Consider the following 20,437-nt stretch of genomic DNA (forward strand, 5'->3'; position numbering starts at 1 on the left):
GTTGATCTCTTACGATTCCTTAAATACCTAATAACTGATTAATTTGAGCCTGATTCACAGGGGCAGCAGCAAAGTCATCAAACACTTTATCGGTGACATGAATAATATTTTGCTTAATAAACTCGGCACCTTCGCGTGCGCCATCATCCTTATTTTTCAGGCAGCATTCCCACTCTAATGTTGCCCAGCCTTCGTAGTCGTAATGCGCTAACTTGGAAAAAATCGCTTTAAAGTCAACTTGACCATCACCCGTAGAACGGAATCGACCCGCTCGATTTCCCCAGCTTTGATAGCCGCTATACATTCCTTGGCGACCTGTTGGATTAAATTCGGCATCTTTAACATGAAACATGCGAATGAAATCTTTATAGATATCGATATATTCCACATAGTTCAGTTGCTGCAAAACAAAATGGCTTGGGTCAAAAAGAATATTGCAACGTGGGTGGTTATGAGTTCGCTCTAAAAACATTTCAAATGTAATGCCGTCATGCAAATCTTCACCGGGGTGAATTTCATAGCAAAGGTTGACGTCTTGTTCATCACAAGCATTCAAAATAGGAAGCCAGCGACGCGCTAATTCATCAAACGCCGTTTCTATAAGCCCGGACGGTCTTTGAGGAAATGGAAATACATAAGGCCACGCCAAAGAGCCTGAAAATGTTCCCATATCTTTAAGACCTAAACGGGCAGATGCTTGAATTGAAGCGAGCATTTGTTGTTTTGCCCACTCGGTTCTAGCTTCTGAATTGCCATGCAAATGAGATGGGGCAAAGTTATCGCACATTGAGTCATAAGCAGGATGCACAGCCATTAACTGCCCAAAGATATGAGTTGTTAACTCACTAATTTTTAAGCCATGATTGTTTAAAGTACCTAATATTTCATCGCAATAATCTTGGCTTTCTGCTGCCAAATTGACATCAAATAAACGCTTATCCCAAGCAGGAAGTTGTACCGCTTCAAAACCTTGGTTTGCTACCCAAGCAGCAATATCTTCTAGACGGTTAAAAGGGAAAACATCATCGCTAAATTGAGCAAGATGAATACTAGGGCCTTTGATGGTTTTCATAATAAAACCTAATTAGTTGTCGATCGACAAACAATAGGCTGAATTTTGGATAAAAACAACTTTTTATTTGAAAATCAAAACAAAACGGGACTATTTTGAATAAATCTCATTGATTTATTTGTGAAAATATTTTTTTCGAATAATAATGAAAAGACGTACTAAGTTTGATAAAGGGTCATTATGGCTGGCAGACCAAGGGAGTTTGATCGAGAAGAAGCTCTCATAAAAGCGAGAGATTTTTTCTGGCTTCATGGCTATGAAGGCACATCAATGTCAGATTTAGTTGAAGTTTTGGGGATTGCCTCAGCTCGAATTTATAAAGCATTTGGCTCAAAAGAGGCTTTGTTTAGAGAGGCCGTAAATCACTATGAAAAAAATGAAGGTAACTTTGCGCTAAATGCTTTAAAGCAAAAAAATATTAAAGATGCCATCAGCCAATTATTTCAAGATGCGCTAGCGCTTTACACGCAAGCCAACCACTCATATGGGTGCATGGTTGTGTCGGCAGCGAGCGTGTTAGGCGAAGAAAACCAAGCTGTTTTAGACTGGATGAAAGCACAACGTATTGCACGGGGTCAGAGTCTGGTTGATCGATTTGTTCAGGCAAAATCAGATGGTCAATTGGTGGCAGAGGCTGACCCTAAAACCTTAGGGCAATATTATGCGCTGGTTCTGCATGGATTATCTGTTCAAGCAAGAGATGGATATTCGCAAGAAGAGCTTTCTCAAGTGATTAATTTTGCATTAAAAAATCTAGATCAATATGTTGTGAGTGTTTAGTGAATTGAGATTTATTTAATTCGTAATGTGGTGGCAGAACTCCAAATATAAGAGCTCTGCCTTACATTGAGTTTTTATTAATCAAACTTAGTAATTTCTGGTACTGACTCTAAATAATCAAAAAATTGCTGTATTTGTTCTTCTGTTACCCGTGCTGTAGAAATAGGTGGCAACTCATCTCTACCAAAGAATCCAACTTCGGGTGTTTCAATACTTGGTGTTAGTTCACCATCAATAATTTCACACCAGAAAAAAGCCTTATATACATGTAAAAACATCGGAGGGTGTGGGTGTTTAGTTCTATCAGTTAAAGCCAATAATTTAATGGCCTTAACGCGTAAACCTGTTTCTTCCAGAACTTCTTTTTCAGCATTTTCCGACGCTGAGTAACCCACGTCAGCCCATCCACCCGGAACAGACCATCGTCCATCTCCAATTTCTTTTGCTAATAATAATTTATTTTCTTTAAAAACAACTGCTCTGACATCTAGTTTCGGAGTGGCATAACCTACATCTTGAAGAACATTATTAATAAAATTTTCTGTTTTGATTTCTTTTAATTCTAACAAATATTCAATATGTCCTAAGAGTTGTTCATAACGTTCTTTGTCATAAACATCTTTTGAATAATGTAAACCTGTTTGAGCAATACCAGTAATTTTATTTAAAGTTTCTAGCCACTTAACTGAGTCATTCATTGCAACGGATGCCTTCAAGCTTATATCTTTTAGCTATGGTAAGCCATACTCACGCGAAGCACTATTAAACAGTTGTTAACTGAAATTTCAAGCGAAGTCTTTTGAGATTTTTTTTACGATTAATAGCTCTAATAAAAAATTACTCTTTATATAAGTTTGCCTTAATCATGAGCGGTAGACCAAGTTCAGATAATAAACCTGTCCGTGAATTTGGAACACTTTTTCTCTCTAAATCAATAAGCTCAATAAATTCTTTATTAAATTGTTTTCTAGGGTATTTTTCTAAAATTTCATTTCTAAAAGATAGGGGAAGTCTATATAGACTGTCACTAATCACATCACAGGATGCGCCTTGCTGTAATAGAGTAATTTCAGCAGGGTCAGAATGATCTATATAGCCGTTCATATGTAAGCAGATAGCATCTCTAATAACTTCACTTTTCTTTTCATCAAAGCTATGTTCTTTAGCCTTTAGCTCAAATTGTTTGGCACTTTCATAGGTAAAACAATTACAACCTTTATTATGAATATGCTGTTCTGTTAAGCCAATATCATGAAAAAGTGAGGCTATTAAAAGTGATTCATGGTCAAATTGCTGTTTTTGTATATTGCCTAAGGCAGCTCCCCAGAAATAGGTGCGCCATGAATGATTGTAGATAGATATATTTGCTTTAGCTTCTAGTTCATCAAGCGCGACTTTAACCATTTGAGTATCTGGTATTACGATCTGATCGATATCAAAATCGTTGGAAGTTTTGAACCGAAAGTAATTTATTTTTATAGAGGCCATAATACTCGGCAGCATAATTTTTTGAATTAACTTAATTTTCTCTTTGAAGCTGAGCTGACCATTTGTAGATTGCATCCAGTTATATGAACCAATTCTTATAGTTTTCATTATTAGATCTCATTTTAGAGTAATTACTCTAAAATATTATCATAGATGTTTTTTTGCAAGTTGTATCTTTTAAGAAATAAATAGCCCTTTGATCTTATGTTAATGTTTTATAAACCCCAATTTAACAATAAATTTTAATTATTTATCCTTACTTTTTAATGATCTATTTTAAAAAAAATGTCATTTTGTGTGCTTGACTGAAAGAGGGTTGAATACTATTCTTTGCCTGCTGGCCTACATTGCCAGTCGGTTTTAGCAGACCGTTTTAGACCACATCAGGATTATTTCTTCTGAGGAATAGTTTTGTGTGCACATCTCGTTCCCTCCCGTAGCGGTAGGACGGGAGAGGGACACCCTCGGGTGTGCTGGAGTCTAACCAGTCTGCTAACCCTCTTTCGTTCTGCCACCATAAATCTCTTATGCTCTGGCAGAACTCCAAATAAAAAGGAGTTGGCTTTGCACATCCATTATTTCTTGGCAGTCTTTGCCAAAAGCTATAACGACACAACTTAAACTTTTAAAGCAGTTTGATCGCCGTAAGGTTTTCAGGCTTTAAATCGTCACGACCAAAAAACTTAATCAACAATAAAACTTGAGATGTGCCAAGCACAGTCTTTATGGGCTTTGCTATGCCTTTTTTCTCCCAAAAAACGGCAGCAGTTTTTATATCTCATTTATATACAACAATAATTTTTTATAACGGTAAAACTATGCCACATTCAGATCTTCCATTTCGTGCTTTAAGCGTGCTTCACACTTCAAGATTTCTCTTTAATAAATACGGCTTTCATAACGTCGGCGTAGACCGAATTATCGAGTCGGCAAAAGTGCCCAAAGCGACTTTTTATAATTACTTTCATTCAAAAGAACGTCTCATTGAAATGAGCCTAACCTTTCAAAAAGATGGGCTTAAACAAGAAGTGATTTCAATTATCCATGTTCGAAAAGAATTAACCCTAGTTGAAAAACTGCGCAAGATTTACTTTTTACATGCCGACTTAGAAGGGCTTTACCATTTGCCATTTAAGGCTATTTTTGAAATTGCGAAAACACATCCAAAGGCATATCAGACCGTAGTTGAATATCGGAACTGGCTGATTAATGAAATCTATAAACTGCTTTTAACCACCAATGAAAATGCTTCAAAACAAGATGCCCACATGTTTTTGTTTGTGATTGATGGTGCGATGGTTCAGCTTTTAGACCCCAACAAACCAGATGAAAGAGAGCGGTTGCTTGAGTATTTTTTGTTGGGGTTTGGGTGAGGGGAAGTACTTTTATTATTAAAGTTAATATTCATTGAGCGACACATCAGTTGGTGTTTCTCGCTGAGAATAATAAAGGTGTTGTTATTTTCTTAAGTAGAGGTGATATGAGGAGAAACTTTGTTCCCCTCGAGTCTTTCTCTATAATTGTATGCTTTGCTTGCGCCAGTTATCTATAGCCGCCATTAGTCGATTGTCTTTGACAGGATTCTGCCACTCATCCCAGAAATTCACCGTTCCACTATTCGGTTTATTTTGAGGCTCATCAATCCTAATTCGACTTGGCAGTAAGCTGGCATCACCAACGACTAATGCTTCTCCAGTGTCGAGAGTTGGAAGAATATCGCTAAAGCCTCCGAGGCTATCAGGAAGAAGGCGTTTAATAACCCCTTGATCTTCAGCATTAGTTAGCCGCATTGAAACGAAGTTACTGCATTGGCTGAGCAGTGTTTTATTTACTTCGGATGGGCGTTGGCTAATTACAATTAAGCTGACACCATATTTACGTCCCTCTTTGGCGATGCGCTCGAAGATATCCAATGAAATATCATCAGCAGAATCTGCCATATTACGCTGAGGCATATATAAATGAGCTTCATCACAGAGAAGTGCAATAGGGTGACGAAGTTCGGATGGGGTCCATTGTTGTATAGAAAATGTGACTCGTGCAACAAGAGATACAATTAGAGGAAGAACATCCGATGGAACCTCGGAAAAATTAATGATTTTGATACCTGCCTTGTTATTTTCGCCAGTACTCCCAAGAACAGCATTCGCAAATTTTTCAAGCCAAGTAAAGTCAAGAATATCACCACCGCCATTAAACATAAATCCGAGACGTCTATCGGCAATTTTATTTTCAAGTCTGGAAATCATGCGTGCAAGCTTTCCGAAGAAATCCCCTTGTTTTTCAGTTCCAGCTTTAGCACCAGGAACCATTTCGACATTAATTGAATTTAGTCGCCCCATTAGGAAATTGAGATCGAATGGAACGGGACTATCCACAGTAAAATGCTTTAGTAAATCATGTTGTCCATTGTCCTCAAGGTACTTTCTTTTCGCTTGATTAATTTCCCGAGCCATTATCATGGCTTGGTTAGGGGCATTTTGATCGCTACGGTCCACAAACATGGAAACTAATGCTTCATAAGAAAGGAGCCAATATGGGAGATAGAGCACATCATCAGAGATTGTACGTTTGACATCAACATCGGCTGGTCCTGCGACTTTGAAATGCTGAATTCCTGAGCCTATTAATGGAGCGTATTCGCCATGAAGATCAAAGACAATGGCATTCGCAGTAGAAAGCCTTGCCATCTGCTCGATAATTTTGGCAGTTGTCCACGACTTCCCAGAGCCAGTACTTCCTCCGATAAAGGCATGGCGCTGGAAAAATTTATTGCCATTAAGATATGCAACTGCATTTTCATCTAAGGTGTACTTTCCTAATGTCAAGGCATTTTCATCCGCCGAAACACTAGAGAGCGTACGCATAAATCTGGTTAGATTATCACCTTCAAGTGAGAAGCAGTTGGCATCAATTTCCGGAACACTTTCCAGTGTTCGACGGAAGACATTCTCCTTGGAGCCATCACGATCCAGCATGGTTCCAATTAAAGCAATGCGGCATAGATTCAATTCTGAGTTTTGGTCGATGATTCCATCATCGGAAATATTTTCGATACCACGCTTTCTAGTCACTTGCGTAATCAGCCCAATGAGGTGCTGTCCAGGTCTGCTGCTCTGGAGGACAGCAAGGTGATTAACCTGTAGCCGTTTTAGATGAGCTATATTCTCCACATCTACAATAACATTCGTTGTATCAACGGAGGCAACCTTCCCGAGAGTCTCTTCATCCTTAAAATTAAATATTGGCATATGTTCTCTCTACATAATGAGTGATAAGTAGCCTTCAAGGCTCCAGATATTTTTATCAACTGTGAACGAAGAGTTGGTTAGAGAAGAGTAGACAACTGACTTGTCATCTGAAGCCCCACGCTCTATCGCTAAATAATTTTTTGCTTTGCCATCAATAATAAGTTTTTTGGCTGAATCGGAAAGGGCGTATGTGATGATTGTGACTGGTGCTCCTTGTCGCTGACATTTCGCCATAAGTTTTGGTTGAATATGCTCATCATTGAATCCATATCCAATACACAAGTATGATCCTGCTTCATTGATAGCTGTATCGGCGTTATTAATGATAGAGCGGAATGGCTCAAGATGTGTTTTTTTGTACTTTTGAGTACCAGGTGTCACAATCTGTGGGCTGTAATTTTCAGGAATTTCTTGGGCGCCTGAAATTGCAATGGTGTCTTCTAGTGGAGATTGAAACCAGTCGAGAGATCCATGCACTTTCCAGATATTCACTCTGCGCAAGCAGGTTAATTCATCGGGAGTGGTTAGTTGGCGGAAAAAGCCGTGTGTAAAACCAGTATAGTGATGAATTTTGCTTTGCTCGCATGCATACTCAGCCAGACGATCGTAATTTGTCGTGACAATATTTATTTTTTTTAGGCTCGTTTCAAACATATGTTTAAGTAGGCGACTTAGTGGAAACATCGAAATATTTTGCAAGCCATTTTTGAAGATATTGCAATCTTCAGTATTGATGAGTGACCAAGTGGAATTTATGATCTTGCAAGTTAGTTCTTTAGATACATCTACTTGATGGAGCGCTGTTTCAAGATCTATGCCATTTTTAAGTGTTTGGCAGAAATTATCCCAAGATTCCATGTCTGCATCAGACAATTCCGAAACATCAGTTTTTTCCGTCAAATGCTGTGCAAGTGCACCCATGCCAGACATTCCATGTGCTGCTGAAGCCCCACTACCCAAAATTATAATAGGAGCTTTCCCATAATAATCCTGAGCCTGTTTTTCATAATTAATGTTAGACAAGATATTATCCTTTATATGCTTGAATTAGCGTTTTTTAATTGGTTCAAGTGTAAAGATGTATTTTGTTGTAACTTATAAAAAATGATAAGTCAAATATACATTTATGCCAGCAATAAATTTAATTGAATCAAAATAAATAGACTATCTCATATTGGAGAAGATTAGTTATTTAGGATATATAGATAAGAAATTAAGGAGGGGTATACAACCTCAATGACATAGTTTCCTTCTGAGTGATCTCTATCATTGTCTTGAAAATAGTAAAAATAAAACTGATATGTCATATGAGATCGCTGAGTGACACATGCGTTATCGTCACTACTACTTATTAAATTGTGTTGAGGTCTTGCGACAGGATATGTCGTCTTGGCCTTGTTTTATTACGTATGCGCTTTATTATTAAACTCTTTTTTAGAGATAATTTAATATGAATTTAGGCTTAAAAAAACTTATAGCTGAAATTGCTCTTTCCTCATCAATAAAAGAAGCAGCAGAATTATACAAAATGTTTGAAGGTATATTAAAAGACTATGTTTTCATCTTAAGTTTTGACAAATCTTCAGCTGCTATTCCAGGTCTTGCAGTAGATAAAAATTTTTCAAAGACAGGTGCTATAAGAGGACTATATAAATATAATAATGTATTTATTTTAAGTGAAAAAACTGTTGATTCCTTATTATCTGGGAAGAAAGAGGAGATTCCGATTGACTATTCGATCTCTTTGGATACACAGGCTGTAAGTTATTTATATTCATATTTTTTTGATAGAGAGAATAATAGATTACCAGAAGATTTAGACGAGTTTTTTAGATTTATTATAGAGCCAGATGTAAATGTTGATCCTATCCCTCACTTGACTGAAAATACATATAATTTAAAGTGTGGCGGTAATTTAGATAAAATCTATAATGTTAAGCTTGCTTATGAGATGTTTAGAAATTTGGATTTCGATACATTTAAGAATGAGAATAAGCTAGAATTTAAGAAAACAGATTTAGAGATTCAAGAAATAGCCCAGCAGCAAATGTCTCAAGAAATATTCAGGTTAACTGATGAACAGTTTAATACTGAGTATGAAAGCATGTTTTATGAACAGTATATAATTATTTTAATAATTGCTATTATTCGATGGAAATATAGTAATAAATCAATTTATACACAGATCTACACATATTTTGAGATGAATCAAAAATATCTTGGCTGGATGTCTGTTCGTGATGCTAATCTTGTATATGCTATTTATTCATCTAAATCTAATTTCTTTGGAAAAATTCAAAAAAATTCTAAGGAATTGATCAAAAAGATGAAAGCTATGGCATGGGATATTTTTCATTTTAGATATTTAGAGAAAGCATCTACATTTTCTCTTAGTGAAAAGGCAGATTATTTCTTTCCTGCATTATGTAGCTTCGATGATGAGTTTGTTAAATTAATTGATTTTTATAAGCTTAGTGGTTTGGTTTATAATAGGAAAGATTCTGATATTTATCCATTTTATGCTTTTGGTATGGATGATATGATAGATTTAAGTGATAAACATAAAACACAAATTCAAGAGGCCTTTTTTACATCTGATGCTATTATTGAAAGAAAAAATACTTGTGAAATTAAAAGGATGAGATTTAAACAATCAATTCTTGAGTTAGAGGAAGAGTTTTTTCAACTAAAGGCTCAATAATATTGTATCTTTATAGGTTAGTGGTGTATATAAAGTAAAGTGCGATATATAATTATTTGTCATTTTTTCTGGAGTTCTAAAGCTTTTGAAAACTGATCTATCTTATACTTTAGTAAAACACTAAATATTTTAGAAATATGATCTATAAGGATCTAGTGCAATTAGATGCAAGCTATGGCGATCAAATGTCTTATCAAGATAATGCTTTTTTCTCTGTCTGATTTGTATTTCTAACACAGCCATTTTTACCTTAATGGTTTATATGTATCTAAACCTATCAATAAATGTGACAGAATCTAACTTTTTATATCATGTAAATACGACTATCCTAATTGAACTTGAGCACATCCTTTTGAAGTGTTCGTTTTTTCGTTAGATTTTTAGGTATTTAAAAAATGAATAAAATGTACGTAACTTTAGCGGTCATTATTGGTTTAATTGTTAGTGGTGTAATAGGTGCTCTTGGTTACTCTAAAACTGCTGCACGTTATGACGCAATGACGACAGCATGTGTAATGGTAAACCAAGCTGTTGAACATGACATCTTGAAACCAGAACAAGTGAAAGAGCTAGGTGAGCTAACAGGTCAAAGCCTTAAAAAAGATTATGAATCTGTTGCATCCAAATTCAAATTCTCTGAAAAGCAATTAGGTAATGCATCTGAAGGTTCTAATTGTAGTCAGTTTATTGTTGGGGTGAATGCCGCAAAATAATGAGTAGGAAGCTCACAGTGTGTGGGCTTTTTTTATTAGAGGCTATAAGCTGAACATCTCATCTACAGACTGCTATAATCGCGTTCAGCCTTAAGATCACCACAAAATCTAAGGGATAAGCTCGTCTGAAAGACAGGCATCTTGAGATTGCAAACAAGTCTGCTAGGGAATATGAAACGTTATCTAAAGCAAATTGAATCAACCACTTCTAACTGGACAACAGAGCAAGACTGTTTCTTGATAGAAAATAATTCTCTCCCAATTCACGAACTCACAGAACACTTGCCTTTTTCTGAAGAAGAAATAAGAGTGCGTAGATCTGTTTTGGGTTTGATGCGACGTGATAAACAGATGAAAATATATTAATTTTACCAATTGGTATAAAATAATATGAAAGTAAATGTTTCTAATTATCTCTATTCAACCATTCATTTTGTGGATGAGTTATCAAAACCATAATTTTTTTAGGTGTTTTTTAGGCTGTCTTTACATAAGATGCTAATTACTTACAAGCCGCACCTATAAGATTACCTTTGCTTACATTTCTTTGAGCATAATCAAAGTCATAAAAGATTTTTAGATCAGCACTTTATAACAATAGTACGGAGAGAGGTTAATGCCAAAGTATTTAGCTGTAGCCGAAAAGGTTTATAAAAATATTAAAAAAGATAGCTTATTCACTGATGACATTACTCAGAATCTTAACTGTTTAATTAGTCAGATTCGAAAAGCGATCAAGGGAACTGAGTTTAAGCTCAAGTTCAACTATATAGATTTTGAAGAGAACTTAACCAAACCTTTAAGTGAATGCAAAGTTAAAATTGACCTAAGTGTCATGCCAAAATTTGCAAATGAAGGAGAGTATCTTCTTTGGTTAGCTGGTTTTATTGAACGAATTACGGAAGGTGGAAAACCTAAATTGCCGCCCATTTCGCAATTTCTTCCACCAGGTTTTAAGATGTCGAAAGATGCATTTCCTGCATCTGTAGCTCCTCAAAAAGAAGAGCATGCAGACATGATTATCAATTATTTTAAATCTGAAGATTTTAGTAAAACCAATAAAACTCCTTCATAAAAAGAATATAGAAGTGACGGTCCACCACACTTCTATATACTGCTGGGTTAACTTCAGCGACCGCCTTCTGGGGCGGTTTTTTTTGTCTTAATCTCATCCTAACTAACATTTAATATTGTCTAAATTTAGATTTTAGAAAATTTTAAATGTATACAAATGTGCAAATATCTATTGAATCATAATAGATAACAATCTCTTAGAGATATTTGTTAATAAAGAAAAATATACGGTTTTCACATAAGCAATGTGTCAAGTAACGCAATTAAACATTTAGCTGTTCATAATCTTTAAAAAAAGGGGAATATAAATAATATGAACGAAAATGCCGAGCTAATTAAATACATAGATGTTGCTGAAAATGTATATGAACGTATTTATGAAAATAACCAAGTTTCAAATAACTTGATTGTTAACCTCAATCGAATTATGGCTGAAATCAAAAAACAAGCCGAAGAAAAGGATCTAAAATTAAAGTATAACTCTATCGATTTTGAATATTGCCTGAGTTTGCCTTTGGCAGATAGAGATATAAAAGTTGATCTAAGTTTGATTCCTCATTTTGAACATCGGGATGAATGCATTTTATGGCTAACCAACTTTATTGGAAAAATTAGTGTGCAAAAAAGGATGATAAGGCAGAAACTAAATTATCATTAAAAGGAATTAGATTTTAAATGTATGAACAAACCGTCTTTAGACGGTTTTTTGTGAGTGAAATATATAATATGATTTACCACAGATTGACATTCCATAATTAGAAAATGACAAAGAGCGCTTTAAAATGAAAAAGCTTGTAATGACTTTTACTGTATTGATTCAACTATCGACCTATAGCGTAGCCAATGATTCTACGGGCTACGTCGGTACAGGTGGAATTCAATATCTCAAAAATTCGCAGATTGCCATGCAAAGCGAAGATCTATTTATTAGTAAAAAACTCATTAAGGTCGATTACCTCTATAAAAACCTAAGCAATAAAGAGGTCACTGAAACAATCTTATTTCCTTTACCGCGCATTGATAATTTTTTTGAGTCTGATTTTGCCCATACAGAAGAACTTCTAAAAAGTTTTAAGATTGTGGTTGATGGGAAAAATATAAAACCGGAAATGCATGTTAGAACGTTTATTCAAAAAGATGAAAAATCGCCTCTGATTGATGCAACGGACGAATTTAAGCAATGCGGTTTTAGTGAAAAAGATATGCTCAACCCGTGGCTGCGTAATAACTATGATTATGAGTATTATGTAGATAAGCTAAAGCAATGTAATAAACCACAAATACAGAAAATTTTAGCTAATTTTAAAAAAGATGATGTAATCCCTTGGTCATCTCAAGTGATCTATAGTTGGAAGCAAACCTTTAAAGCCAATAGTTTGACTAAAATCCACCATGAATATAAACCTTTGGTGGGGGGTTCTGTTGCCTTATATCCCGAGGAAGATAGCCGACAATTTTGTATGGATAATCAATTTAAGCAGGGCTTAAAAAAAGCCAGTGCAGAAAATTCTCCATTTAGTGCTTTGGGTTATATTTTGACGACAGGTGCAAATTGGGCAAAGCCAATTGAAAACTTCAAGCTAACCATTGAGCGCGATAAAAATGAACTGGTTTCATTTTGCTGGGATGGACAAGTTAAAAAGATTAGTCCAACTCAATTTCAGATGACCAAAACCAAGTTTGTACCCAAAAAAGACCTTGATATTATTTTTGTGAGAGTGAAATAAGCCAAACTCAAATAAAAATGAATAAATGGCTAGCCTAATCACGCTAAGAAATTCCATACTATAAAAGTAGAGGGATTTCTAATGCGGGATGAAACGTGAATTTAAAGAATCTGGAAGCTTTTTATTGGGTTGTGACTTTAAATAGCTTTAATAAGGCTGCAACTAAATTGCAAACCACCCAGCCTGCGGTATCTCAAAAAATCACATCTCTTGAAAATGAATTGGGCTTTAAAGTCTTAGATCGAAACTATCGGCAGTTTAAACCAACGCACAAAGGCTTAACTTTGTTTAAGTACGCGGAAAAATTTATGCGACTAGAAACAGATCTGGTGGCTGAACTGACTGAAAATCAGCATCTGACGGGCACCATTCGTTTAGGCGTTTCCGAAACGATTGTCTATACGTGGTTAGTCGAATATATCGAAAAGGTTCAACAAGAGTTCCCAAAAATTTCTGTCGAAATTGTGGTAGACCTGACACCTAACTTACAAGAAGGTGTGCGTACAGGTGACTTGGACATGGCCTTTTTACTTGGACCAACGTTGGCTTTTGAATGTATTGAACAGGCATTGTGTGACTTTGAGCTGAGCTTTTTGGCTTCACCGTCATTTAAGGGCTGTGTGGCTCAAATGTCTTTTAAAACTCTCATGTCTCATACCATTTTAACTTATCCAAAAATTACCTATCCCTATAAAGAATTGAAAGCCAGAATGAAAGAACAAGGGATTGATGAACCACTTTCAATTACCAGTTATTCATTGGCAACTTTATTGCGTTTAGCTGAGCAAGGCTTAGGCATTGCTGTCGTGCCGACCTTAACCGCTTTAAAAGAAATTACAGATGGTCGACTGGAAATATTAAATACACCCATTCAGTTAAAGACATTTCATTTCACCTCGATCTACATTCAAGGTAATGACGTTGCCTTGAAAGAGAAATTGACAGAAGTTGCGGTTAAAGTGTCGGAAAGTGCCATGAAAAACCTCAATGAGAAAATCCAAAAATAAGCGCTGTTATTATTTTTATAAAATATTTTTTCTTATTTTAAATAGGCTGCTTGCATGAAAAGTCATAAAAGCAGCTTATGAAGTTTGATAAGTAAAACTTATCCTGATTTTTTAATAAACATTAAATCATTTAAAATCAAATATTTGATTTTTTATTTTATGTAAAAAGTCTTATTGTCCGTAGGGATTAGCTATGTTTTTATTTTAGATACAAGATTTGATCACCGATTGTGTTGATTGGGGAACAGGGAATCTTTGTCATTTAAAAGGATTAAAGAATATCGTTTGGGAAAGAAATGGTGTTCTTGGTTCAACTTGCAAATAGCGTTGTTAAGCTCAAATGGATGAGGAACGCATTAATATGTCTTTACTGAAATCTTCTTTTTTATCAGATCGCCAATGGGCCATTGTTGCCTCAATCTTTATGATGGCGACCTCTGCAATGGGGCCCGGATTTTTAACCCAAACTGCTGTATTTACAGTGAAGTTAGGCGCGGCATTTGGCTTTGCCATTTTAGTTTCCATTCTGATTGATTATGTGGTTCAACAAAACATTTGGCGAGTGGTTACACTCACTCAAATGCGTGCATCGGATATTGCCAATAAAGCAATTCCCGGCAGTGGCTACTTACTGGCATTTCTGGTCATTCTAGGTGGTTTTTTCTTTAGTATTGGTAACATTGCAGGTGCGGCTTTAGGTCTAAATGCGCTTTTTGGCCTAGACACAAAGTGGGGCGGTATTTTAAGTGGTGCGTTAGCCATTTTGATTTTTGCATCAAGAAAAGCAACGCTTGCCATGGATAAAAGCATGATCGTGTTGGGATTGCTTAAAATCCTCCTGATTATTATTGTTGCCGTCATCGTAATGCCACCTGTTGGTCAAGCTGTACATCAAACCTTTGCTCCAGACCAGATCGACTTTGCCATTATTACCACCATTGTGGGCGGTACGGTGGGTGGTTATATCTGTTATGCAGGTGCACATCGGTTACTCGATAAAGGCGCTGTTGGCCCTGAAAATATTGATGAAGTTGCTAAAGCTGCGACCAAAGGCATTATTGTTGTCGGCATCATGCGCTATGTGCTGTTTTTAGCATTTTTAGGTGTAGTGGTGAGTGGTGCAAATATTGATTTAGCCAGCCATGATGCCAATCCGGCAGCTCAAGCATTTCAATATGCAGCGGGTACATTTGGTTTTAAATTATTTGGTTTAATTTTCTGGGCAGCAGGCATTAGTAGCACTATTGGTGCAGCATATACTTCAGTGTCGTTCTTTAACGTGTTTAAAAAGAACTTAACACCAAAACAAAACAACTATACGACCATTACTTTTATCGCATTGGCTTTATTGCTCTATGTGTTATTGGGCGCAACTCCAGCAGGTCTATTAATTTTTGTGGGTGGTTTTAACGGTTTAGTGTTGCCAATTGGTCTTACAATTTTTGTGTATGTTGCTGCGTGCCGTAAAGATTTAATGGGTAATTATAACTATCCAAAATGGTTACTTATTTTAGGTGGATTAACATGTCTGTTGACGTGGTGGATGGGCTATATGTCGTTTACGACAGTGTTTAACTATTTGACCAAGCTTTAAGCCAGACTTTGTTAAGTGATAAAGGAATGATGCCATGTTTGTAGATTTAAATAGTGATTTGGGTGAAAGCTTTGGCTCATGGAAAATGGGTAATGATGATCAGATTTTACCTGTCGTGACCAGTGCCAATATTGCTTGTGGCTTCCATGCAGGTGATCCGCTCGGTATTTTAAAAACAGTTCGTAAAGCAGTTGAGCTTGGTGTGACCATTGGCGCGCATGTGTCTTACCCAGACCTTGTTGGTTTTGGCCGCCGTAATATGGATTTGTCACGTGACGAACTGATTGCCGATGTGCTTTACCAAATTTCTGCACTCGCTGGTTTGGCAAAAGTAGCAGGCTCAAAAGTGCAATATGTTAAACCGCATGGCGCGCTCTACAACACCATTGCACATGACCAAGCGCAGGCAGCCGCAGTGATTGATGCAATTAAAATGTATAACCCTGAATTGGTTTTGGTGGCTTTGGCTGGATCAAACTTAGTGGAGCAAGCACGGGCGGCTGGTTTAAAAGTCGTGTCTGAAGCATTTGCTGATCGTGCCTATAACAGCAATGGTTCACTGGTTTCTCGCCGCCTAGAAGGAGCGGTTTTACACGACTCGGCATTTGTTGCCAGCCGTGTGGTTTCAATGCTTAAAAATGGTGGAGTTGAGTCAATTGACGGTGTATTTACCCCAATTCAAGCCGATACCATTTGCCTACATGGCGACACTGACGGTGCGCTAGAAATGTCGGCAGCCATTAAAGCCGAGCTTGTAAAAAACAATATTGAAATCCGCCCATTTGTAAACAAAGCATAAGGATGAGCACAATGTATAAGGATATTAAAGTCGACCCAGCTCAGCTTGAAGCCGCTTTAGATGCGCGTTTAAAAATCCGTGCTGGTTTTGATAAACCAACAGCAGGTATGGCTGCGGGCATGACTCAGGTCAACATGATTTCGGTGCCAAAAGAGTGGGCTTACGATTTCCTTCTTTACGCACATCGCAACCCACAAAGCTGTCCAGTACTTGATGTGCTCGAAGAAGGCATCTATGCAACCAAGCTTGCCGCAGACTCAGACATTCGAACTGATTTTCCGCGTTATCGCATTTGGAAAGATGGCGAAATGGTCGATGAAGTGACCGATGCAAGCGAGATTTATAATGCGCATCCAGATTTGGTGACTTTCTTAATTGGTTGTAGTTTTTCATTTGAAACAGCTTTGCAAGAAGCGGGTATTGAAGTTCGCCATATTCATGATGACACCAATGTGCCAATGTATTTGAGCAATATTCAGTGCCAGCCAGCAGGTCGTATTTCAGGAAACATGGTGGTTTCAATGCGACCAATCCCATCTCATCAAATTAGTGAAGCTGTAAAAATTACCGCGCGTATGCCAAGTGTCCATGGTGCGCCTGTACATATTGGGCATCCTGAAAGCTTAGGAATTTTGGATGTAAATAAGCCTGACTTTGGTGATGCCTCTCGCATTGAAGCAGGTGAAATTCCAGTATTTTGGGCTTGTGGGGTAACACCGCAAGCGGCAGTCATGAACTCGAAAATTCCTTTTGCCATTAGTCATGCACCGGGTCATATGTTTATTACCGACATTCCTGACCGTGCTTGGATTGGCTAACTGGACTAAAGAAGAATTAAAAAGGATAAGCAAATGCGTTTTTTATCGGTAAACGCCGATTGTTTTCTGATAGAGCTTGCAAGCCTCGAAGAAACTTTGGCGTTGTACAATAAATTGCAAAATACGCAATTGAATGGAATTAAAGACTTAGTCCCTGCTGCAAAAACAATTTTGGTTTTTTTTAACGAGATCGAAACCAATTTTAAAACGATGGTTGCTTCAATTCAGAGTCTCAAAGTTGATTCTGGATTTGAGCGTAGCGGACAAGAGGTGATTGTACCGATTCGTTACGATGGCGAAGACCTTGCTCAGGTTGCAGAGTTACAAGGTTTGTCTGTGGCTGATGTGATTAGAAAACATCACCAAAGCGTGTGGAATGTCGCTTTTATTGGTTTTGCGCCGGGCTTCGCTTATATGAGTAGTCCCGACAGACCTTTTACCGATATTCCACGCTTAACGGTTCCGCGTAAAAAAATACCGTCAGGTTCTTTAGGCTTGGCTGGAAAATACTCTGGTATTTACCCAAAAGACAGTCCGGGTGGCTGGCAGCTGATTGGTACAACATCGGAAAAAATGTGGGATTTAGAGCGTAAAAATCCTGCACTACTTTTACCGGGCATGACTGTACATTTTGAAGATGTTACGCATAGTCCGACAACCGTAAATGTACCGCAGCAAATTACTCGTACGGTTGAGCCTAAACAATCTACACCACTGTTTAAGATCACTGCGCCAAGTCTACAGATGCTCATTCAAGACGAAGGGCGTTTAAACCAGACCAATATTGGTGTTGGCGTGGCTGGTGCAATGGATGTGTCGGCCATGCACAGTGCGAACCGTATTTTGGGTAATCCAACCGATACACCCGTCATTGAAGTTTTAAACGGTGGCTTCAAAGCCAAAATGCAGCATGCAGGCGTTATTGCGGTTGCAGGTGCCATTTCAAACATTTGTGTGAAATTTGCCAATGGTCAAACCGCCGACTTTGCGAGCTATCAGCCGATTGATTTGGATGAAGGCGATGAATTTCAAATTCAGCCACCAACAGCAGGATTAAGAAACTATCTGGCAGTTCGAGGTGGTATAGACGTTGAACCTGTACTCAATAGTGCCTCATTTGACAGCTTGGCGGTGTTAGGGCCAGAGCCTTTAAAACTCGGAGATACCATTTACCAAGGACACGCTAAGGCAGCCAACATTAGCGTAAATGAAGTGGGTAAGTTTGATTTACCAAAAGCTGGCGAAGTGGTTGAGCTAGATATTGTGATGGGGCCACGCACAGATTGGTTTGAACAAGACAGTATTGAACTGCTGTGTCAGCAAGAATGGCTTGTGACCAATGAAAGCAACCGCGTTGGGCTAAGACTTTCAGGTGCAGAACCTTTAACTCGCAAAATTACCCATGAACTGGAAAGTGAAGGCACATGCATTGGTGCTTTGCAGATTCCACCGAGTGGTCAGCCGGTTTTGTTTATGAATGATCACCCTTTAACGGGCGGATATCCAGTCATTGGCGCTGTTGCTAAACACCAGTGGGATTTGGTGGCACAGATTCCAGCGGGTTGCCGCATCAAATTTAAAAAAATTGCCGAATTTACAGATTTTGAGAATGAATAATGAATACAGAAAAATTATTGATTGCTAACCGTGGTGAAATTGCCGTTCGTATTATTCATGCTTGCCGTGATATGGGAATTGCATCGGTCGCGTTATATGCAGATGACGACATTGGCAGCATGCATGTCGAACTTGCAGATGAAGCATGGGGCTTGGCTGGTGCAACTGCTAGCGAGACTTACCTAAATATTCCTGCCATTATTGAAGTTGCAAAGAAATCGAAAGCAACGATGGTGCATCCGGGTTATGGCTTTTTATCTGAACGTGCTGAGTTTGCCCAAGCCGTGATTGATGCAGGTTTAAAATGGGTAGGGCCATCTCCAAGTGCGATTGAAAAGCTGGGCGATAAAATCGAAGCACGTAAAATTGCCGCTTCAGTGGGCGCGCCTTTAGTTCAAGGTACACAAGACCCACTTAAAAACGCAGATGAAGCTTTAGAGTTTGCCAAACAATTTGGTTTACCCATTGCCATTAAAGCTGCATTTGGTGGCGGTGGTCGTGGCTTAAAAGTTGCTTGGAAACTCGAAGAAGTAAAAGAGCTTTATGAGTCGGCAGTACGAGAAGCAAAAGCTGCCTTTGGCCGTGGTGAATGCTTTGTCGAGCAATATCTAGATAAACCGCGCCATGTAGAAGCACAAGTGATTGCCGATCAACATGGAAACATTGTCGTGCTTGGTACACGTGATTGCTCGTTGCAACGCCGTAACCAAAAGTTAGTCGAAGAAGCACCAGCACCATTTATTAGCGACGAGATTTACCAGCAAATTTTAAGCTCGGCAAAAGACATTTGTCAGGCAGCAAACTACGTTGGGGCGGGAACAGTTGAATATTTACTAAGTCGTGACGGCAAGCTTTCATTTTTAGAAGTAAACACCCGTTTGCAAGTTGAGCACCCAGTTACCGAAGAAACCTCAAAAGTCGATTTGGTGGTAGAGCAAATTCGTGTCGCGCAGGGCCAAGCGCTTACTATTAAAGAAACTCCAAAAGCCCAAGGCCATGCGATTGAGTTTCGTATTAATGCCGAAGACCCAGCACGTGGTTTTATTCCGGCATTTGGTGTGTTGAGTTTGTTTGAAGCGCCGTTTGGTAACGGTGTGCGAGTCGACACAGGCGTTCGCACTGGCTCATTAGTTTCGAGCCATTTCGACTCGCTCATGGCAAAACTAATTGTGACTGGTCCAACCCGTGAAGTTGCAATTGCTCGTGCTAAACGTGCTTTAAAGCAATTTAAAATTGAAGGCGTGGCATCTGTTTTAGACTTCCACCGTGCGGTACTCAATGAACCTGACTTTACAGATGAATTTAATGTACACACCCGTTGGATTGAAAATGACTTTAAACAAGAGTTGAAGCCAACCAAACGTGGCATTCCAAACCATCAACAACCGATGTTGCTCAGCTACATTGAAATTGATGGCAAGTTACACCGCTTAGGTTTACCAGCGGGCATGTTTGCACAAGGTCCAGCAACGGCAACTCAAGCACAAACTAACGAGCCAGAAGTAAGTGCTGAGCATTTACTTGCCCCAATTAATGGTGTGATTAGCGCTTGGAAAGTCGAAAATGGAGAGCAAGTCACAGAAGGGCAAGTGGTTGCCATTATGGAAGCCATGAAAATGGAAGTTCAGGTGCTTGCACACCGCAGCGGTGTTATTCAGATAGAGGCAGAGAAGGGCGCGACCTGCCATGCAGAAACCATTATTGGTAGTATTAATTAAGATTTGAACATGTGATTTGGCCTGATTGTGTTTCTTGTTTGATCGGGTCAAATCAGATGCTTATTTATTAACTCAGTT

At 38.1% G+C, this 20,437-nt stretch carries 19 protein-coding genes and 1 pseudogene; 15 read left to right on the forward strand and 5 right to left on the reverse strand.

Going from position 1 to position 20,437, the window contains the following annotated elements:
• Positions 1-19 precede the first annotated feature (19 nt).
• The gene (locus tag ASF86_RS02195) at positions 20-1,072 is read right to left on the reverse strand and encodes a sugar phosphate isomerase/epimerase family protein (protein ID WP_056478970.1); all 1,053 of its coding nucleotides are present in this window, start codon (positions 1,070-1,072) and stop codon (positions 20-22) included.
• Positions 1,073-1,252: 180 nt separating this feature from the next.
• Here ASF86_RS02195 and ASF86_RS02200 point away from each other — a divergent pair, with 180 nt between their 5' ends.
• The gene (locus ASF86_RS02200; protein ID WP_056478973.1) at positions 1,253-1,852 is read left to right on the forward strand and encodes a TetR/AcrR family transcriptional regulator; all 600 of its coding nucleotides are present in this window, start codon (positions 1,253-1,255) and stop codon (positions 1,850-1,852) included.
• A gap of 77 nt (positions 1,853-1,929) precedes the next feature.
• Here the strand turns inward: ASF86_RS02200 and ASF86_RS02205 are convergent, their stop codons facing one another.
• Positions 1,930-2,550 carry an NUDIX hydrolase gene (locus tag ASF86_RS02205; protein WP_017386638.1) on the reverse strand — a complete coding sequence of 207 codons (621 nt, stop codon included), beginning with the start codon at positions 2,548-2,550 and terminating at the stop codon, positions 1,930-1,932.
• Positions 2,551-2,689: 139 nt separating this feature from the next.
• A complete protein-coding gene (locus tag ASF86_RS02210; protein ID WP_056478976.1) occupies positions 2,690-3,448 on the reverse strand; it encodes an HD domain-containing protein in 759 nt (252 codons plus the stop codon).
• A 710-nt stretch (positions 3,449-4,158) separates the two neighbouring features.
• On the opposite strand from ASF86_RS02210, the gene ASF86_RS02215 reads away from it, so the two are divergent.
• Positions 4,159-4,713: a TetR/AcrR family transcriptional regulator gene (locus tag ASF86_RS02215; RefSeq protein ID WP_201784108.1), complete on the forward strand. Its 555-nt coding sequence runs from the start codon at positions 4,159-4,161 to the stop codon at positions 4,711-4,713.
• 141 nt (positions 4,714-4,854) lie between these two features.
• On the opposite strand, the gene ASF86_RS02220 is transcribed toward ASF86_RS02215, so the two are convergent.
• Positions 4,855-6,591, reverse strand: a complete 1,737-nt coding sequence (locus tag ASF86_RS02220) for an ATP-binding protein (RefSeq protein ID WP_056478982.1) — start codon at positions 6,589-6,591, stop codon at positions 4,855-4,857.
• A gap of 9 nt (positions 6,592-6,600) precedes the next feature.
• The gene (locus ASF86_RS02225) at positions 6,601-7,614 is read right to left on the reverse strand and encodes an SIR2 family protein (RefSeq protein ID WP_056478985.1); all 1,014 of its coding nucleotides are present in this window, start codon (positions 7,612-7,614) and stop codon (positions 6,601-6,603) included.
• A gap of 427 nt (positions 7,615-8,041) precedes the next feature.
• Between ASF86_RS02225 and ASF86_RS02230 the strand changes: the two genes are divergently transcribed.
• The 13 genes and pseudogenes from ASF86_RS02230 (at position 8,042) to ASF86_RS02280 (ending at position 20,359) form a co-directional block, all read left to right on the forward strand.
• Complete coding sequence (locus tag ASF86_RS02230) at positions 8,042-9,292, forward strand: hypothetical protein (RefSeq protein ID WP_056478990.1); 1,251 nt, start codon at positions 8,042-8,044, stop codon at positions 9,290-9,292.
• A gap of 128 nt (positions 9,293-9,420) precedes the next feature.
• Positions 9,421-9,513, forward strand: a pseudogene (locus tag ASF86_RS19935) (hypothetical protein); the annotation flags it as partial.
• A gap of 174 nt (positions 9,514-9,687) precedes the next feature.
• Complete coding sequence (locus tag ASF86_RS02235) at positions 9,688-10,005, forward strand: hypothetical protein (protein ID WP_056478994.1); 318 nt, start codon at positions 9,688-9,690, stop codon at positions 10,003-10,005.
• A 171-nt stretch (positions 10,006-10,176) separates the two neighbouring features.
• A complete protein-coding gene (locus tag ASF86_RS18935) occupies positions 10,177-10,371 on the forward strand; it encodes a hypothetical protein (RefSeq protein ID WP_081407521.1) in 195 nt (64 codons plus the stop codon).
• 250 nt (positions 10,372-10,621) lie between these two features.
• Positions 10,622-11,080, forward strand: coding sequence for a hypothetical protein (locus tag ASF86_RS02240; protein ID WP_056478997.1), 459 nt, complete (start codon positions 10,622-10,624; stop codon positions 11,078-11,080).
• A gap of 312 nt (positions 11,081-11,392) precedes the next feature.
• Complete coding sequence (locus ASF86_RS02245; RefSeq protein WP_005041708.1) at positions 11,393-11,737, forward strand: hypothetical protein; 345 nt, start codon at positions 11,393-11,395, stop codon at positions 11,735-11,737.
• 124 nt (positions 11,738-11,861) lie between these two features.
• Positions 11,862-12,806, forward strand: coding sequence for a DUF4424 family protein (locus ASF86_RS02250; protein ID WP_056479000.1), 945 nt, complete (start codon positions 11,862-11,864; stop codon positions 12,804-12,806).
• A 95-nt stretch (positions 12,807-12,901) separates the two neighbouring features.
• Positions 12,902-13,813 carry a LysR family transcriptional regulator MumR gene (gene mumR / locus ASF86_RS02255; protein ID WP_056479003.1) on the forward strand — a complete coding sequence of 304 codons (912 nt, stop codon included), beginning with the start codon at positions 12,902-12,904 and terminating at the stop codon, positions 13,811-13,813.
• A 340-nt stretch (positions 13,814-14,153) separates the two neighbouring features.
• Positions 14,154-15,407: an NRAMP family divalent metal transporter gene (locus ASF86_RS02260; RefSeq protein WP_003650999.1), complete on the forward strand. Its 1,254-nt coding sequence runs from the start codon at positions 14,154-14,156 to the stop codon at positions 15,405-15,407.
• Positions 15,408-15,441: 34 nt separating this feature from the next.
• Positions 15,442-16,206 carry a LamB/YcsF family protein gene (locus tag ASF86_RS02265; protein WP_056479006.1) on the forward strand — a complete coding sequence of 255 codons (765 nt, stop codon included), beginning with the start codon at positions 15,442-15,444 and terminating at the stop codon, positions 16,204-16,206.
• Between the two features lie 2 nt (positions 16,207-16,208).
• The gene (locus ASF86_RS02270) at positions 16,209-17,024 is read left to right on the forward strand and encodes a putative hydro-lyase (protein ID WP_081407522.1); all 816 of its coding nucleotides are present in this window, start codon (positions 16,209-16,211) and stop codon (positions 17,022-17,024) included.
• A 33-nt stretch (positions 17,025-17,057) separates the two neighbouring features.
• Positions 17,058-18,641: an urea amidolyase family protein gene (locus tag ASF86_RS02275; RefSeq protein WP_056479011.1), complete on the forward strand. Its 1,584-nt coding sequence runs from the start codon at positions 17,058-17,060 to the stop codon at positions 18,639-18,641.
• Positions 18,641-20,359: an acetyl/propionyl/methylcrotonyl-CoA carboxylase subunit alpha gene (locus ASF86_RS02280; protein WP_056479015.1), complete on the forward strand. Its 1,719-nt coding sequence runs from the start codon at positions 18,641-18,643 to the stop codon at positions 20,357-20,359. Before ASF86_RS02275 ends, ASF86_RS02280 begins: the two co-directional genes overlap by 1 nt.
• Positions 20,360-20,437 lie beyond the last annotated feature (78 nt).

This window comes from Acinetobacter sp. Leaf130, from assembly GCF_001423205.1.
GTDB classification, from domain to species: domain Bacteria; phylum Pseudomonadota; class Gammaproteobacteria; order Pseudomonadales; family Moraxellaceae; genus Acinetobacter; species Acinetobacter calcoaceticus.

Coding starts and splice junctions, on each gene's coding strand:
- ASF86_RS02195 (WP_056478970.1), bottom strand. CDS start 1,072: ATGAAAACCATCAAAGGCCCTAGTATTCATCTTGCTCAATTTAGCGAT.
- ASF86_RS02200 (WP_056478973.1), top strand. CDS start 1,253: ATGGCTGGCAGACCAAGGGAGTTTGATCGAGAAGAAGCTCTCATAAAA.
- ASF86_RS02205 (WP_017386638.1), bottom strand. CDS start 2,550: ATGAATGACTCAGTTAAGTGGCTAGAAACTTTAAATAAAATTACTGGT.
- ASF86_RS02210 (WP_056478976.1), bottom strand. CDS start 3,448: ATGAAAACTATAAGAATTGGTTCATATAACTGGATGCAATCTACAAAT.
- ASF86_RS02215 (WP_201784108.1), top strand. CDS start 4,159: ATGCCACATTCAGATCTTCCATTTCGTGCTTTAAGCGTGCTTCACACT.
- ASF86_RS02220 (WP_056478982.1), bottom strand. CDS start 6,591: ATGCCAATATTTAATTTTAAGGATGAAGAGACTCTCGGGAAGGTTGCC.
- ASF86_RS02230 (WP_056478990.1), top strand. CDS start 8,042: ATGAATTTAGGCTTAAAAAAACTTATAGCTGAAATTGCTCTTTCCTCA.
- ASF86_RS02235 (WP_056478994.1), top strand. CDS start 9,688: ATGAATAAAATGTACGTAACTTTAGCGGTCATTATTGGTTTAATTGTT.
- ASF86_RS18935 (WP_081407521.1), top strand. CDS start 10,177: ATGAAACGTTATCTAAAGCAAATTGAATCAACCACTTCTAACTGGACA.
- ASF86_RS02240 (WP_056478997.1), top strand. CDS start 10,622: ATGCCAAAGTATTTAGCTGTAGCCGAAAAGGTTTATAAAAATATTAAA.
- ASF86_RS02245 (WP_005041708.1), top strand. CDS start 11,393: ATGAACGAAAATGCCGAGCTAATTAAATACATAGATGTTGCTGAAAAT.
- ASF86_RS02250 (WP_056479000.1), top strand. CDS start 11,862: ATGAAAAAGCTTGTAATGACTTTTACTGTATTGATTCAACTATCGACC.
- ASF86_RS02260 (WP_003650999.1), top strand. CDS start 14,154: ATGGATGAGGAACGCATTAATATGTCTTTACTGAAATCTTCTTTTTTA.
- ASF86_RS02265 (WP_056479006.1), top strand. CDS start 15,442: ATGTTTGTAGATTTAAATAGTGATTTGGGTGAAAGCTTTGGCTCATGG.
- ASF86_RS02270 (WP_081407522.1), top strand. CDS start 16,209: ATGAGCACAATGTATAAGGATATTAAAGTCGACCCAGCTCAGCTTGAA.
- ASF86_RS02275 (WP_056479011.1), top strand. CDS start 17,058: ATGCGTTTTTTATCGGTAAACGCCGATTGTTTTCTGATAGAGCTTGCA.
- ASF86_RS02280 (WP_056479015.1), top strand. CDS start 18,641: ATGAATACAGAAAAATTATTGATTGCTAACCGTGGTGAAATTGCCGTT.